The sequence below is a fragment of the Variovorax sp. CCNWLW186 genome, assembly GCF_037203865.1.
Taxonomy (GTDB): Bacteria; Pseudomonadota; Gammaproteobacteria; order Burkholderiales; family Burkholderiaceae_C; genus Variovorax.
Map to the genome: position 1 here is coordinate 91,369 of NZ_JBBCBO010000010.1, position 13,687 is coordinate 105,055.

Annotated in this window: 16 protein-coding genes; 5 read left to right on the forward strand and 11 right to left on the reverse strand. The window is 67.7% G+C overall.

From position 1 onward, the window contains the following. The first annotated feature begins 137 nt into the window (after positions 1 to 137). From rpoN to V9K97_RS14270, 4 genes are read left to right on the forward strand one after another with little or no spacing between them, the layout of a single operon-like run. On the forward strand, positions 138 to 1,601 hold the full coding sequence (gene rpoN, locus V9K97_RS14255) for an RNA polymerase factor sigma-54 (protein ID WP_337295098.1): 1,464 nt from the start codon (positions 138 to 140) through the stop codon (positions 1,599 to 1,601). A gap of 17 nt (positions 1,602 to 1,618) precedes the next feature. After that, positions 1,619 to 1,879 carry a hypothetical protein gene (locus V9K97_RS14260; RefSeq protein ID WP_337318785.1) on the forward strand — a complete coding sequence of 87 codons (261 nt, stop codon included), beginning with the start codon at positions 1,619 to 1,621 and terminating at the stop codon, positions 1,877 to 1,879. 15 nt (positions 1,880 to 1,894) lie between these two features. After that, positions 1,895 to 2,128 (forward strand): hypothetical protein, encoded by a 234-nt coding sequence (locus tag V9K97_RS14265; RefSeq protein WP_258505575.1) that lies wholly within the window; start codon positions 1,895 to 1,897, stop codon positions 2,126 to 2,128. Next, positions 2,125 to 2,379 carry a hypothetical protein gene (locus tag V9K97_RS14270; protein WP_258505574.1) on the forward strand — a complete coding sequence of 85 codons (255 nt, stop codon included), beginning with the start codon at positions 2,125 to 2,127 and terminating at the stop codon, positions 2,377 to 2,379. The genes V9K97_RS14265 and V9K97_RS14270 overlap by 4 nt, the downstream gene beginning before the upstream one ends. Positions 2,380 to 2,412: 33 nt before the next feature. On the opposite strand, the gene V9K97_RS14275 is transcribed toward V9K97_RS14270, so the two are convergent. After that, positions 2,413 to 2,697: a hypothetical protein gene (locus V9K97_RS14275; RefSeq protein WP_258505573.1), complete on the reverse strand. Its 285-nt coding sequence runs from the start codon at positions 2,695 to 2,697 to the stop codon at positions 2,413 to 2,415. Positions 2,698 to 2,860: 163 nt separating this feature from the next. Between V9K97_RS14275 and V9K97_RS14280 the strand changes: the two genes are divergently transcribed. Beyond that, on the forward strand, positions 2,861 to 3,454 hold the full coding sequence (locus V9K97_RS14280; RefSeq protein WP_281150252.1) for a DUF4142 domain-containing protein: 594 nt from the start codon (positions 2,861 to 2,863) through the stop codon (positions 3,452 to 3,454). A gap of 33 nt (positions 3,455 to 3,487) precedes the next feature. Here V9K97_RS14280 and V9K97_RS14285 read toward each other — a convergent pair whose 3' ends face one another. Genes V9K97_RS14285 through V9K97_RS14330 form a run of 10 tightly spaced genes read right to left on the reverse strand, consistent with a single transcriptional unit; the run spans position 3,488 to position 13,604 of the window. Next, complete coding sequence (locus V9K97_RS14285) at positions 3,488 to 4,048, reverse strand: DUF1003 domain-containing protein (RefSeq protein ID WP_281150251.1); 561 nt, start codon at positions 4,046 to 4,048, stop codon at positions 3,488 to 3,490. Further along, a complete protein-coding gene (locus V9K97_RS14290) occupies positions 4,035 to 4,859 on the reverse strand; it encodes a TIGR04290 family methyltransferase (RefSeq protein WP_337318788.1) in 825 nt (274 codons plus the stop codon). The genes V9K97_RS14285 and V9K97_RS14290 overlap by 14 nt, the downstream gene beginning before the upstream one ends. Positions 4,860 to 4,876: 17 nt before the next feature. Then, positions 4,877 to 5,974 (reverse strand): CgeB family protein, encoded by a 1,098-nt coding sequence (locus V9K97_RS14295; RefSeq protein ID WP_337318790.1) that lies wholly within the window; start codon positions 5,972 to 5,974, stop codon positions 4,877 to 4,879. Continuing rightward, positions 5,971 to 7,077, reverse strand: coding sequence for a CgeB family protein (locus tag V9K97_RS14300; protein ID WP_337318792.1), 1,107 nt, complete (start codon positions 7,075 to 7,077; stop codon positions 5,971 to 5,973). The genes V9K97_RS14295 and V9K97_RS14300 overlap by 4 nt, the downstream gene beginning before the upstream one ends. After that, complete coding sequence (locus tag V9K97_RS14305; protein ID WP_337318794.1) at positions 7,074 to 8,195, reverse strand: CgeB family protein; 1,122 nt, start codon at positions 8,193 to 8,195, stop codon at positions 7,074 to 7,076. Before V9K97_RS14305 ends, V9K97_RS14300 begins: the two co-directional genes overlap by 4 nt. Further along, a complete protein-coding gene (locus tag V9K97_RS14310; RefSeq protein ID WP_337318796.1) occupies positions 8,183 to 9,352 on the reverse strand; it encodes a glycosyltransferase family 4 protein in 1,170 nt (389 codons plus the stop codon). The genes V9K97_RS14305 and V9K97_RS14310 overlap by 13 nt, the downstream gene beginning before the upstream one ends. Further along, positions 9,342 to 10,406 carry a Gfo/Idh/MocA family protein gene (locus V9K97_RS14315; protein ID WP_337318798.1) on the reverse strand — a complete coding sequence of 355 codons (1,065 nt, stop codon included), beginning with the start codon at positions 10,404 to 10,406 and terminating at the stop codon, positions 9,342 to 9,344. The genes V9K97_RS14310 and V9K97_RS14315 overlap by 11 nt, the downstream gene beginning before the upstream one ends. After that, entirely contained in the window at positions 10,403 to 11,356 is a 954-nt protein-coding gene (locus tag V9K97_RS14320; protein ID WP_337318800.1) for an MDR/zinc-dependent alcohol dehydrogenase-like family protein, read from the reverse strand. Before V9K97_RS14320 ends, V9K97_RS14315 begins: the two co-directional genes overlap by 4 nt. 2 nt (positions 11,357 to 11,358) lie before the next feature. After that, positions 11,359 to 12,489 carry an NAD-dependent epimerase/dehydratase family protein gene (locus V9K97_RS14325; protein ID WP_337318802.1) on the reverse strand — a complete coding sequence of 377 codons (1,131 nt, stop codon included), beginning with the start codon at positions 12,487 to 12,489 and terminating at the stop codon, positions 11,359 to 11,361. After that, positions 12,486 to 13,604: an NAD-dependent epimerase/dehydratase family protein gene (locus V9K97_RS14330; protein ID WP_337318804.1), complete on the reverse strand. Its 1,119-nt coding sequence runs from the start codon at positions 13,602 to 13,604 to the stop codon at positions 12,486 to 12,488. Before V9K97_RS14330 ends, V9K97_RS14325 begins: the two co-directional genes overlap by 4 nt. Between the last annotated feature and the right edge of the window lie 83 nt (positions 13,605 to 13,687).

A 13,687-nucleotide genomic window follows, 5' to 3' on the forward strand; every position in this document is an offset into this window, starting at 1 on the left:
CGCGGCGCCGAAGGCGCGCTCGAACCCCATTTATGCGTACTTTAAAACTAGTTTTCGACCCATGCGAGCGCGAAATACCCTGGCGCGACCGTTGCGCAGCCATCCCGCCCCGAGAACCGGAGGCGCTACGGAGAAACATGAACACATCGATTGTTTTGCAGGCCCGCCAGGTGCAGGCCCCCATCTTTTCCCCTCGCCTGCAGCAGGCCGTTCGGCTGCTGCAGATGTCCTCGCAGGAGTACGCGCAGGCGCTGCGCGACGCGGCCGAGCTGAACCCGTTTCTCGAGATTGAACCGCTCGCGCAAGAAGGCCACGAATCCATTGCCGAAACCGTGCCGGCCGCGGCCGATGCTGCCGCCGACATCGAAGCGGCAGCGGCCTTCGACAGGATTACCGCGGCCCCGGCCTCGGGCGACAGGCACCTGTCGCATGACGAGAGCTTCGACCTGATGCAGCGCGTGCCGCTGCCGGATTCGCTGCGCGCCCACCTGCACGGGCAACTTGGCGTACTGCGCATTTCCGCGCGCGAAATGGCATTTGCGCGCGCCGTGGTCGAGGCGTTGGACGACGACGGCTACCTTCGCATTTCGCTCGAAGAGGTGGGCTCCGCGCTCGGAGAAACCGGCGCGGATGCGGAGCGCGAACTGCGCACGGCCCTGCGCCGCGTGCAGGCGCTCGACCCTGCGGGCGTGGCGGCGCGCAGCGTGGCCGAATGCCTTTGCCTGCAACTCGAGGCTTCCCCGAAGCATGCGAACGAATCGGAAACAGTCATCCGGCAACTCGCGCGCCGTATTCTCGAAGCGCACATCGGCCTGCTTGCCACGCATGACGTCGGCAAACTGGCCAAGGCGCTCGATGCGGCGCCGCAGCAAGTGCAGTGCGCAATCGATTGCATCCGGCGCCTGAACCCGCACCCGGGCTGGCAATTCGGCGAAACGGCGGCGCGCATCGTGATACCCGACGTGACCGTGAAGAAGGTGCGCGGCACCTGGCGGACCTCGCTCAACGCCAGCGCCCTGCCCCGCGTGAAGGTGAACTCGGCCTACGCGCAAATGCTCGAGCAGCATGGCGAGAAACACGGCACCGGCCAGTGCGCCGCCATGAAGGAATGCCTGGAGCAAGCGCGCTGGATGGTGGGCAGCGTGTCGCAGCGCGCATCCACCATTCTGGAGGTGGCGCGCGCCATCGTCGCGCGGCAGAAGATGTTCTTCGAGCACGGCCCGCTCGCCATGAAGCCGCTCGGGCTGCGCGAAATTGCCGAAGAAGTGGGCGTGCATCCGTCCACCGTTTCGCGCACCGTGCACAACAAGTACATGGCCACGCCCGTCGGCATCTTCGAACTGCAGCACTTCTTCTCGCGCGGGCTCGAGCACGCCGCCGGGGGCGCGAGCGCGCCGGTGGCACTGCAGGGGCTCATCCGCGAGCTCATTGCCGTCGAAAAACCCGTGGCGCCGCTAAGCGATGCGGCGCTGGCACGCCAGTTGGCGCAGCAGGGCTTTCGCATTGCGCGCCGCACCGTCACCAAGTACCGCCAGAGCATGAACATCGACCCCTTCGAGCGCCGCCGCGTCCATGGGGGAGAACTGGGAGCTGCGGCCTAGCCCGCAAAGGAGAAAACATGTCCATTGAATTTCTGCGTGTGCTCGCAAAGCATCCCGCGCCCGCGACGCTGACCGACCCCCACGACATCGACAGCCTGCTGGTGCTGCGGGCCGCCGGGCTGGTTGCGGCGCTGACCCTCAAGCCCGATGCCGGAGGCCGCGAGGTGGGCCGCTTTCTCGCCCTGACACCCGACGGACGCAGCGCGCTCGGAGCGCCCGTGGACAGCTTCAAACGCGGCGTGCAGGCCAATCCGCAATTGCAGCAGTTGCAGCAGTAAAGAGAGGGGTACCGCATGTCCTACCGCTATCTCGAAAGACTGGCCCGCAAGCGGCTTCCCATCTTCGTGGCACGGCCGTCCAAGGTGCGCGTGCTGCGCCGGCTCGCGGCCACCGGGCACGTGGATGCGCGCTTCTATCCGCCGGACTCTTGCGACGGGCAGTTCGGCGAAGTCCGCGCGCTCACGCCCGCCGGATGGAACGCGATCCGCGGTGACGATTCACCAGCCGCGGCGGAGCACCCGCAATGAACGAAGAGCAGCGCCACGAATTCGTCTACCGCGGCTGGCGCTTCGCGTACTGCGCCCGCCGCATGGCCACGGGTGTGTACCGCCCCGAGGTCGTCTGCCTCGGCGAGGGAACGGCCACCCAGGAAACCATGCTGCCCAACGACACCGACGAGATCGCCTACGCCACCGAAGCAGAGGCGCTGCGCCATGCGCAGCAGCAAGCCATGCGCTGGGTGCACGACCGCACGGGCGACGGCCAGGGCCAGCTCTGAAGCATCCGCCGCAACAAGCGGCGGCAAGCGCCCTCAGCGGCGCCCGGGCGTCAGCGCATTGGCGCTGCGCATCATGCAGGCCGCGCGGCCTTCGGCGGTGATCGCGGTCACGATGGCGCGTTCGATCCGCCGCTCGCCGGTGCGCAACACCACCGTCGGCTCCGTCATTGCCTGCAGCAGCGACGCGCTGCGCAGTGCAAGGATCTTGTGAATGTCATCGGGTTCCGAGCACACCACGGGCATCTGGCGGCGCGACAGGAATTCAAGCAGTTCATAGCACTCGCTCGCATGGCCCATGCGCGATTGCGATCTTTTCATGACAGGACGTCCAGGGCGTTGAAAAGAATGAAGGGAAGAACAGGGACAAACGCGGGCGGCAAGCGGCATGCCCGCATCGCGCCGGGCATGCGCGTTGCCCCGCAAGGAGCGGATCCCGCTCCAACGGGCGGGCCCGAAATCATCACCTTCAAGGAGTACATCGATGACCATCCAAAGCACTGCCTTCCGTTTCGGCATGGCCGCAGTGGCCGCTTGCGCATTTGCTGCGACGCTTCCCGCCGCCGCCCAGAGCGCGAGCTCGCGCGGCGACCAGGCCACGGAAACACGCAGCGCCGCCGGCAAGTCGGACCAGGCAGGCAAGCCGTCGAAGGGCGATCAGCGCTTTATGAGAGACATTGCGCAGGCCAATCTCGCCGAGATCGAAACCGGAAAGCTCGCCCAGGAGAAAGCCTCGAAGGACGAGGTGAAGCAGTTCGGCAAGACCATGGTCGACGACCACACCAAGGCGCTGAGCGAACTGCAGGAAATCGCATCGAAGAAAGGCGTGGAGCTGCCGACCGAGCCCGACGCCAAGCACAAGGCCACCGCAACCGCGCTGAAGGCCCTGAGCGGCGAAACCTTCGACAAGCAGTACATGTCGATGGCGGGCCTTTCCGACCACAAGAAGACGCATGAAATGCTGCAGAAGGTGCAGCGCAATGCGGCCGATGCGGACCTGAAGGCCTATGCAGCCAAGACGCTGCCCGTGGTTCACGGCCACCTGACGACGGCGCAGGGAATCACCGGCAAGAAGTAAGTAGAAAGAGCGGGCGGGTCCGGAAGGGCTGCCCTACCCCTCCGGCTGCCCGGGCTCTTTCGAAGGGCGCTCGATGCGGTCGAGCACCCGCTCCGGCGAAACGTTCTCGCGGAGCTCGTCGAGCTCCGGGTCGTGCGCCGCCGGAATGTCCATGCGCTTTGCGATCTCCGTGACCAGGGTGATGACCTTCGTGATCTCGTGCTCGCCCAAGAGGCTGATCTGAAGATCGAGGTCGGCGCGCTGGTCGGCCAGCGCCGCCATGCGGTTCTGGCTGATCATCACGAAGGTGGAGATGAAGATGGCCTCGACCGACGCCACCATGGCCAGCACCACGAAGGTCGGGTCGAATGCGCGCACCATGGGTACCCACCCCAGGTTGATGACGATCCAGCCCCCGTAGATCAGCAGGTGCAGGTACACGAACTTCATGCTGCCGGCAAAGCGGGTAATGGCGTCGGCAATCCGGTCCTGCAGGCCGGTCGATATCTTCTGCTGCTGGCGCCGCCGCACCAGCGCGGCAATGTTGCGGTCGACCACGCCCGCTACCGGCGCCTCCGATGCTTGGCCTTCCGTGGCCGGTTCAGCCGCCGCCACGGATCGCTCCCGTGGCCGACTCGTATTGCGAACCATAGATGGCGCGGGCACCCTGCGCCTGCGCATCGGGCACGCACAGGTAGATCTCGTGCCCCGGCCGGGCTTCGACGCGCAGCCCGCTGGAGCGCAGCATCGCCTCCACGCCGGCATGGTTGGGCGCCCACCAGTTGGTGGGGTCGTTGGCAAGCCGGTGTTCGATGAAGGCCATGCGCGGCCATCCGCTCTCGAGCAGCGGCGTGCGGTTGTCGATGTTGCAGTCCGCCGTCTCGGTATAGACCGAGTCGCCAGGCATGGTGAGCGTCTGGAACATCATGATGCGGCGCGTGCGCTCGGCCAGCAGGTCGAGCGCCAGCAGCGGATAACGCAGGTGATAGAAAACGCCCATGAACCAGACGAGGTCGAAGGTCTCACTGGAGCGCGCGAGGTCGTACACCTGCATCTCCCGAAATTCCACCTGCGACTCCATGCCCAGCTGGCCGGCGGCCCACCGCGCCTGCGCGAGGTAGTGCGCATCGACATCGATGCCCAGCACCGAGGCCCCGCGCCGCGCCAGCTCGAAGCTGTAGAAGCCTGCGTTGCAGCCCACGTCGAGCACGCGCCATCCGCTCAGGTCTTCCGGCACAAAGGGCTTGATCTCCTGCCACTTGAAGTTGGGAAAGTCGCCGCCGAGAAAATGCTTGGGCAAGGTTTGCACGCCGCCGGGCAGGTGCAGGTTGTGGAACCAGGGGCCGAGCGCCTCGATCTGCTGGCGAACGGAGTCTCTGCTCGAATCGGTTGCCGCTGCTGCGGTTGATTTCTGGTTGTTGTGCATGTGCATGCCTCCTCTTTTCATGCCGCCTCGCGCACTTGCAGCAGCGTGCGGGCGTAGCCTTCGAGCTCGGCGGCGCGGTGAGCGGCGGTGTGCTCCGAAAGAATGCGCCGTCGCGCGCGCTCGCCCACGGCGCGGCGCTCTTCTTCGGGCAGTTCTCGCAAGAGCCGCAGCACTTCGCCAGGCGAATCCGCCAAGAAAATTTCTTCACCCGGCACGAGCAGCGATTCGATGCCGTCCCAGCGGTCGCTGATGATCGGCGTGCCGCACGCCGCTGCTTCGAAGATGCGCACGCTGGGGGACCAGCCGGCCTGGATCATGTCGGCGCGGGTCACGTTGAGCGTGAAGCGCTGCCGGTTATAGAAATCGCGGTGCAGCGCCGGCGGCAGGTGTGCCGTGTAGCGCACGTTACTCGGCCATTCGATGCCACTCGGATACTGCGCCCCGGCCACTTCGAAGCGCCCTTGCGCCCACTGGCGCGCGGGCTCGAGCAGCAGCGCTTCGAGCGTGGGCTGGCGGTCGTCGCTGTAGGTGCCCATGTAGCCGAGGTCGCAATCCTGCGCCACGGGTTCGGGGTAATACAGCTCGGGGTCGACCGAGCAATAGAGCATGCGCGCGGCGGGCGAGCCGAACTCGCGCTCCAGCCGGTCGAGCGTGGGGCCGCCGGTGAAAGACAGGTACATGTCGTAGCCCGCAATCTGCCGCGCCTGCAGGTAGGGGGTGCCTCCGCGCGCGAGGGCTGCGAGCGTGACGGGCGTATCGATGTCGTAGAAGGCGGTGCGGCCCGGCGCCTCGGCCTGCACCCAGTCGCCGACGGCCACGCCGTCAGGCACGAAAGAGCCGACGATCACCAGGTCGGCCTCACCGATCTGCGCCCCATGGTCGCGCTGCAGGCTGGCAACGTCGGCGTACAGCGCGGTACGGCCAAAGGGCGGATCGGGCAGGTCGCGGTGCCCGGCATACCAGGGCACGTCGCGCTCGAGAAACAGCACGTCGTGCCCGCGCCGCACCAGTTCGCGCACCAGGCCGCGGTAGGTGGTGGCGTGGCCGTTGCCCCACGAAGAAGTGATCGAGAGCCCGAGGATGACGATCTTGAGCGGTGAAGCCTGCATGCTCATGCAACCTCCAGGGCTTGTGCCGCATCGCGGCCTTCGAGCAATGCCTCGAGTTGCGCGGCACGGTGCGCGTAGGTGTGTTCCGCCAGGACGCGCCGGTACGCGGCCTCTCCGATGCGGCGTGCGCTTGCGGCGTCGAGCTGGCGCACATGCGTCGCCACTTCTTGGCCGTCGGCCGCCACCAGCACTTCCTTTCCGGGCTCGAGAAAAAGCTCGATGCCCTCCCACGCATCGGTGATCAGGCAGGCGGCGGAGCCGGCCGCCTCGAACACGCGCGTGGCCGGCGAAAAACCGTAGCGCGCCATGCTGTCGCGACTCACGTTGAGCACGGCCATGGGCGTGCGGTTGAATGCGTTGTGGTCGGCGGTGTAGACGTGGCCGACATAGCGCACGTTGCTGGGCATGGCCTTGTCGCTCCAGCCGCTGCCGCCCAGCAGAAAGCGCTGCTCGGGCAGCAGGCTGGCGGCGCGAAGAAAGAACTCTTCCACGCGCGCCTCGCGGTCGGGCAGACGGTTGCCGAGAAAGCCCAGGTCGGCCTCGAAGCGTGCATCGGGCCCGACCGGGTGATGCGTGGAGGGATCGAGTGCGTTGTAGATCGGAATGCAATCGCGCGCGCCGGCACGGCGATAGGCCTGCACCACGGGTTCGCCGCCGCCATAGGTCAGCACCATGTCGTAGCGCGGCACCAGCGCATGGAACGGGTCGGCCGCATCGGCCTGCAGCCGGTCGAGCGTGGCGGGCGCATCGACGTCCCAAAACACGACGCGCGTGCCCGGGCCCTGCAAGTCGAGCACGGCCTCTTCGAGCAGCGCATCGAACACGCCCACGCCGCTGGCCTTGACCACCAGGTCGGCGCCGCGTGCATGCTCGACCATGCGGCGTGCATTGGCATCGCCCTCGCCCGGATACACGATGACCTCCGCCCAGTCGGGATCTTCCATGTCGCGGTACTGCTGGCGGCCGAAGGCATCGGGCTCGTAGAAGCGCACGCGATGGCCACGCTCGTGCAGCGCGCGAACCATGCCGCGGTAATAGGTGGCGGCGCCGTTCCAGTAGGCCGACACGAGGCTGGAGGCAAAGAAGGCGATATTCATCTTTTTCTTCATGCGGGAATGCTCCGGAGGTGGGTGGGGTCGCCTTCGAGTTCGGCGTGAATGGCCAGCAGCTCGTCGACGCGGTGGGCGCAGGTGTGGCGGGCAAGCACGGTTTCCAGGCCCTGTTCGCGCAGCGCGCGGGCCAGGTCAGGGTCGTGCAGCACGTCGCGCAAGTGGCGGCGCATGGCGGCGCCGTCGTCGGCCACCAGAAAATCGCGGCCGGGCGTGAAGAGGCCCTCGGCATCGTTCCACGGCGCGGAAACCAGCGGAATGCCGCAGGCCAGCGCCTCGAACACCCGAATGGTCGGAATGCCCGGCAATGCCTGAACGTAAGGCCTGCGCGGCACGTGCACCGTGACGCGATGGCGGGCAAAGACGCGCGGCGCCCGGTAGTTGGGGAGCCAGCCGCCAAAGTGGATGCGGGCCGTGCGCAGGCGGTCGAGCGCCCTGTCGGGGTAGCGCACGCCGTGCACGCGCGCCTGCAACCGCAGGTCGTGCACCGGCTGGAGCAGGAACTCGTCGAGCTCGGCCTCGCGTTCGTCGTCGCCCCAGTTGCCTATCCAGACCAGGTCGCCCTCTTCCACTTCATCCGGTATTGGATGGAAGTGGCGGATGTCGGCGGCTTCGTGCCAGGTCCACGCACGGCGCGCCCAGCCCTTCTTGCGGTACAGGTCGCGGATCACGTTGCCGAAGGCCAGCACGCCGTCGTAGTGCGAGAGGTCGTAGCCGGCCATGCTCTTTTCTTCGGTCACCGAACGGTGGTGCGTGTCGTGAAAGAAAAGCCGGTAGCGGCCGCCGCCCCGCCGGTGAAGGCCGATGCGGCGCACCAGCGCATGGTCGTTCCATTCATGCACCAGCACCACGTCGGCGTCTTGCAGCGCCTCGTCGAGATCGAGCGTGGCGGGGTCATAGGTGGTGCTGTGCAGTTCCGGGTACACCCGCGCGAACTCTTCGAGCGGCGCCTGGCCGTGCTCGGCCTCCAGGTTGGTGCGGCTCCACGCGCCGTGCGGCTCGTACACCGCAAGCTCGTGGCCGCGCGCAAGCAGCTCGCTGCACACGCCGCGCAAGAAATGCGCATTGCCATGGTTCCAGTCGGATACGAGCGAATGGCAGAACATCACGAAGCGCATGCGGCCTCCTTTGTTTTTCTTCGGGCGCGGCCGGGGCCGCCCGCGCGGGACGCTGCCGGCGCGAGCAAGCGGCCGTAGGCTGACATGTAGGCGCCTGCCATGCGCGCCGGCGTGAAGTGCCGCGCACGCTCCGCTGCCCGGCGCGCCATCTGCTGTCGCAGCGGCGCATCGTCGATCAGCCGCATCAAGGCCGCGTGCAACGCATCGTGGTCGTCCGGCTGCACATACAGCGCGGCGTCGCCCCAGACTTCGCGCAGGCTCGGCACGTCGCCCAGCACCAGCGCGCATTGCGAAAGCGCCGCCTCGAGCGCCGAGAGGCCGAAGGGCTCGTAGCGTGCGGGCAAGGCATAGATCGATGCACGCGCGAACTGCGCGGCCATGGCGTCGGGAGCCAGTTCGCCGAGCCACAGCACGCCGGGCGCCTGGATGCTTTTCTCGCCGGCACCCGGTGCCGATGCCGATCCAGCCACGCACAACGGCCAGGGCAAACGGGTGGCCACGGCCTGCAGTGCCGACACGTTCTTGGCGGCGTCCCAGAGCCTGCCGGCCGAGAGAATGACCGGCTCCTTGTCGCCGGGAGCGAACATCGCCGCGCTGCGGCCGTTGGGCAGTACGAGGCCGCCGTGGATGTACCCGTAGTCGAGCGCAAGCGACGAGAGCATGGCTTCCGTCGGCGCGCCGACAAGGTCCGCGCCGTCGAGCCCTTGCCGCACCGTGCGGCGGTAGGTGTCCCAGCTCGCCGGCGCAAGCTGGCGATGCACGGCGCGCCACCACGAGGCCACGCACGAATGGGCCACCACGAGCTTCGGTGCCGCGAACGGAAGCGCGCCGAAAGCGAACTGGTTCAGGTGCACCACGTCCGGAGCCAGTTCGCGTTCGAGGCCGAGGAGCCATTGGCCCGCGCGGCGCACGTCGTCCCACGGGTTCTCCATCCACTCGAGGCGCCATTCGCTCGCGTGCAGTTCCAGGCCCGCGAGCGACGCAGCCTGCGCGCGCTGGGCCGGCGTGGGCAGCGTGCCCATGGTGGCCAGCGACACGCGCACGCCCCGCTCGGCGAGCGCCGCGGCAAGCTCCAATGCGTGGCTCCAGACGCCGCCGACCGTATCGGCGGTCATCAGCACATGGCGCGGCGATTGTTGCGGTGTTTCAGCGTTCATAGATCGCGTCCAGCACGGCCGCCACCTCGGTCAGCCGCTCGATCTCGGGATCGAAGGCACCGCCGTTCGCGAGCGCACGCGCCCAGTGCACAGCGGCGCGCCCGCCCCAGTCGTCAGGCGGCGAGGCAAGCGGTATTGCACGCGTGCCGTCGAAGCGCTCGGCGACGAAGTCGTAGAAGGAGCCGCCCGCGTTGCGGAACGAGGCTCCGCCGCGCGTGCCGTGAAAGTTGGCTTCGATGACGGCATCCCGTCCCGCCGGCAGGTTCCAAGAGCACGCGAGCCGCGCCACGCAACCGCCCGCGAGATCGATCTGCGCCACCGCATGGTCTTCGACAACCGCCGAAGGCAGCGCAAGGCGCCGGCCGCCGGCATGTAGGCGGCTCGACACCGCCTCGACACGTGGAAAGCCCAGGGTCCAGAGCGCCAGGTCGACCATGTGGATGCCCAGATCGATCACGCAGCCGCCGCCCGAAAGCACCGGGTCGCGGAACCAGGGCTTGTCGGGGCCGTAGGCGTTGTGGAACACCAGGTCGACGGCATACACCTCACCGATCTCTCCGGCGGACACGAGCTCGCGGATGCGCTGCATGCCGGCCGTGTGCCGGTAAGAAAGATCGACGCCCAGCAGCCGGTTCGCGCGCTTCGCTGCATCGATCACGCCTCTGGTTTCCTCGGCGGTGCGTGCCAGCGGCTTCTGGCAAAACACCGCCATGCCGCGCGCGAGTGCCGCTTCGGCCTGCCGGGCATGAAGCGCGCTCGGCGTGGCGATCACCAGTCCGTCGAGTTCGCGCTCGAGCAGTGCGTCGGGCGAGCGCAAGCTGGCCGCGCCGGGGGCCAGTGCGCATGCGGCTTCGCATGCATCGGCCTGTGCATCCGCCACTGCAGCGATTTCCGCGGAGCCGTCTTTCGCAATGGCTTCCATGCGGTTCCTGCCGATCCAGCCCACGCCGAGAAAACCGAGCCGGGGCCTTCGAAGCGGCGCGGCCGGTATGCCTTCGGACGACACCGTCGCCATCCCCGGCTCCAGCGCATTCACCATGTGCGCGGCCCTCACGTGGTCACCACCGCTTTCAGAAAACCGTCGGGCCGCGTGCGCGTGAGCTCCAGCGCCTCGCCCAGCCTGTCGAGCGGCAGGCGGTGCGTGAAGAGCGGCTCGGCATCGAGCACGCCCGCGGCCATCATGTCGACGGCTTCGCGGATGCCCTGCACATACATGCGCGGGTCGCGCTCATGCGCGTTGATCACGTCGATGCCGCGCCAGTTCCACATCTGCATGTTGACCTGGCGAGTCCCGTCCTGGTGATAGCCCGCAATCACGAGGCGGCCGCGCTCGCCGGTGATCTCTCCGGCCAAGTCGAGCGGCCACTGCAGGCCGACCGCTTCGATGGTGCGCTCGCACATCTTCTCGCCGGTGAGGCGCTTCACCTCGTCCAGGATGCGCCAATGGTCCTCCATCACGATGGTGTGCGCGGCGCCCGCCTGGCGCGCGACCTCCAGCGCAAAGGGCCGGCGCGAGATGGCGATGACCCGAGCGCCGGCCTGCGTGGCAAGCCGCGTGAGAACGGCGCCGAGAAACCCGATGCCGACGATGGCCACGGTCTGGCCGACGCGGATGTCGCTGCGGCGGAAGATGTTGACCGCACAGCCGAGCGGCTCGCCGGGCATGGCCACATCGGCCAGCGAGGCCGGCAATGGCACCACCGAACCCGCATCGGCCACGTCGTATTCGGCATGCGCGCGGTAGGTGAGCGCGGCCACGCGGTCGCCCACGGCCAGGCCGGTGACGCCCTCGCCCACAGCCGCGATGCGGCCCCAGCCTTCGTGCCCCGGCGCACCGGCCGGCTGCGGGTATTCGAACCAGGAGCGGCCCTCCCACAGCGGCAGGCTCGATGCACAGACGCCCGAGCCCTCGAGCTTGAGCAGCACTTGGCCCGCAGCGGGTTCGGGCGTATCTACCTGCCGCAGGACGGCCTGTCCCGGCGAAGCAATGACACTGGCGAACATGCTCACCTCCCGGCCGCTGCAAGCACCGGGCGGCGCTGGCCGCTCTTGCGGGCGGTGGCGGGTTGCGCCCGCATCTCTCGCAGCCACTGGTGCAGGCGCTCGATGCCGTGCCGCGCGTCGACAGCGGGCCGCCAACCCGTGGCCGCCTCGAAGCGGCGCGTGTCCGAGACGTAGTAGCGCTGGTCGCCGGTGCGCCAGTCTTCATGCGCGGTTTCGGGGCGCCTGCCTTCGAGCACTTCGATCTGGTCCAGCAGGTCGAGCAAACTGATCACGTTGCGCGGCCCGCCGCCGATGTTGAAGGCGGCGCCGGCCAGCTTGCCGATATTGCGCTGCGCCAGCACGAAGGCATCGACGAGGTCGTCGACGAACAGGATGTCGCGCACCTGCTTGCCGTCGCCGAAGAGCGTGATGGGTTCGCCATCGAGCGCGCGCAACAGGAAGTGCGCCACCCAGCCCTGGTCTTCGGTGCCGAACTGGCGCTGGCCGTAGATGCAGCTCATGCGGAAGACCACCGTCTTCATGCCGTAGCTGCGCGCGTAGTCATGCACATACTGGTCGGCCGTTCCCTTGGAGCAGCCGTAGGGGCTGTGAAAGTCGAGCGGCCGCGCCTCGGAAATGCCGTGGCTTGCAATGTCGGCCGTCACCGGTCCATAGCGCTGGCCCTCGAGCTTGAGCTCCACGTCTTCCAGGCCGCCGTAGACCTTGTTGGTCGAGGTCATCAGCACCGAGGGCGGCACCGGCTGCGCGCGGGCCGCCTCGAGCACATTGAGCGTGCCGAGCGCGTTCACCGCAAAGTCTTCACGCGGATCGACCAGGCTGGTGGTCACCGCCACCTGCGCCGCAAAATGAAAGACGTGGTCGGCCCGGGCGACCGCTCGCTCCACCGCGGCGGCATCGCGGATGTCGGCCACCGCCACGTCGAGCCCGGTCGCATGGTTCTGCTGCAGCCAGTCGAGGTTGCGTTCCACGCCGGGGCGCGAGAGGTTGTCGAACACCAGCACGCGGCGGCCTTCGGACAGCAGCCGGTGCGCGAGGTTGGCCCCCACGAAGCCCGCGCCACCCGTGATGAGCGTGACCCGATCCTTGCCGTTGAGCGCGCGCCGGGGAGTGAGTACTGCGTCCCGGCTGTTCATATGGCCAACCCGCGCGCGGAAAGCTCTGCGCTCGCTTGCGCCACGCGGTCGACCGCCGCTTGCCCCTCCAGCCAGGCCGCGAGCTCGGCCAGGCCGTCTTCCAGGCTCACGCGGGGCGAATAGCCCAGCACGCGGCGAGCCTTGGATATGTCCGCATAGCAGTGCCGTATGTCGCCGACGCGGTACTTGCCGGTGATTTCGGGCAGCAGGTTTTCCTTGCCCACGGCCTCGGCCACGCGCTGTGCGATGTCTCGCACGCTGTAGGCCTCGCCGCTGCCGATGTTGAACACCTCGCCCGCCGCGGCCGGCATTTCGAGTGCGAGCCGCGAGGCGCGCGCGATGTCGTACACGCTCACGAAGTCGCGCTGCTGGTGCCCGTCTTCGAAGATCTTGGGAGGACTGTCGTTGAGCAGGCGCGACGCAAAGATCGCGAGCACGCCGGTGTACGGGTTCGAGAGCGCCTGCCGCGGGCCATAGGCGTTGAAGAAACGCAGCGCCGCGGTCGGAATGTTGTAGGCCCGGCCGATCATGAGGCACATGCGCTCCTGGTCGAACTTGGAGAGCGCATACACCGATGCGAGCGCGGGGGCCTTGTCTTCCGGCGTGGGCGCGGGCACCAGTGCCAGCCCGTCTTCGTCGCGCCATTCCCAGTCGCCGCGCCGCAGTTGCTCGAGCGTGCGCTCCTGCACCGTGCGGAGCTCGCCGCTTGCGGTGCGGTAAAGGCCTTCGCCATACAGGCTCATGCTCGATGCAACGATCAGCTTCTTCACCGGCTTCTCGATCAGCGCCTCCAGCAGCACCGCGGTGCCCAGGTTGTTCACCCGCGTGTAGTGCGCCACCTCGTACATGCTCTGGCCCACGCCCACTGCCGACGCGAAGTGGTAGACCGCATCCACGCCCTTGAGCGCGCTGCGCACCGCGGCCGGGTCGCACACGTCGCCGACGACGAGTTCGATGTCGGTCTCCAGGTAGTCGGGCCTGCGGCCGCTGTCGCCATGCACCTGCGGCGCAAGGTTGTCGAGAACGCGAACGCGATAGCCGTGGGAGAGAAGCTCGTCTGCAAGGTGCGAGCCGATGAAACCGGCGCCGCCGGTGATGAGAATTTGCTGCGACATGAAACCCCTTTTTTGTTTGAGCCGCCGGCGAATCGACGAGGTAGAAATCTTCTTTTTCAACGCCTTGGCGAAGCCCTAAATTC

Bases quoted from the DNA above. Each gene is read 5' to 3' on its own strand.
- V9K97_RS14325 (WP_337318802.1), bottom strand. From the start codon at position 12,489: ATGAACAGCCGGGACGCAGTACTCACTCCCCGGCGCGCGCTCAACGGC.
- V9K97_RS14275 (WP_258505573.1), bottom strand. From the start codon at position 2,697: ATGAAAAGATCGCAATCGCGCATGGGCCATGCGAGCGAGTGCTATGAA.
- V9K97_RS14310 (WP_337318796.1), bottom strand. From the start codon at position 9,352: ATGAACGCTGAAACACCGCAACAATCGCCGCGCCATGTGCTGATGACC.
- V9K97_RS14300 (WP_337318792.1), bottom strand. From the start codon at position 7,077: ATGAAGAAAAAGATGAATATCGCCTTCTTTGCCTCCAGCCTCGTGTCG.
- V9K97_RS14280 (WP_281150252.1), top strand. From the start codon at position 2,861: ATGACCATCCAAAGCACTGCCTTCCGTTTCGGCATGGCCGCAGTGGCC.
- V9K97_RS14290 (WP_337318788.1), bottom strand. From the start codon at position 4,859: ATGCACAACAACCAGAAATCAACCGCAGCAGCGGCAACCGATTCGAGC.
- V9K97_RS14305 (WP_337318794.1), bottom strand. From the start codon at position 8,195: ATGCGCTTCGTGATGTTCTGCCATTCGCTCGTATCCGACTGGAACCAT.
- rpoN (WP_337295098.1), top strand. From the start codon at position 138: ATGAACACATCGATTGTTTTGCAGGCCCGCCAGGTGCAGGCCCCCATC.
- V9K97_RS14295 (WP_337318790.1), bottom strand. From the start codon at position 5,974: ATGAGCATGCAGGCTTCACCGCTCAAGATCGTCATCCTCGGGCTCTCG.
- V9K97_RS14320 (WP_337318800.1), bottom strand. From the start codon at position 11,356: ATGTTCGCCAGTGTCATTGCTTCGCCGGGACAGGCCGTCCTGCGGCAG.
- V9K97_RS14330 (WP_337318804.1), bottom strand. From the start codon at position 13,604: ATGTCGCAGCAAATTCTCATCACCGGCGGCGCCGGTTTCATCGGCTCG.
- V9K97_RS14260 (WP_337318785.1), top strand. From the start codon at position 1,619: ATGTCCATTGAATTTCTGCGTGTGCTCGCAAAGCATCCCGCGCCCGCG.
- V9K97_RS14270 (WP_258505574.1), top strand. From the start codon at position 2,125: ATGAACGAAGAGCAGCGCCACGAATTCGTCTACCGCGGCTGGCGCTTC.
- V9K97_RS14265 (WP_258505575.1), top strand. From the start codon at position 1,895: ATGTCCTACCGCTATCTCGAAAGACTGGCCCGCAAGCGGCTTCCCATC.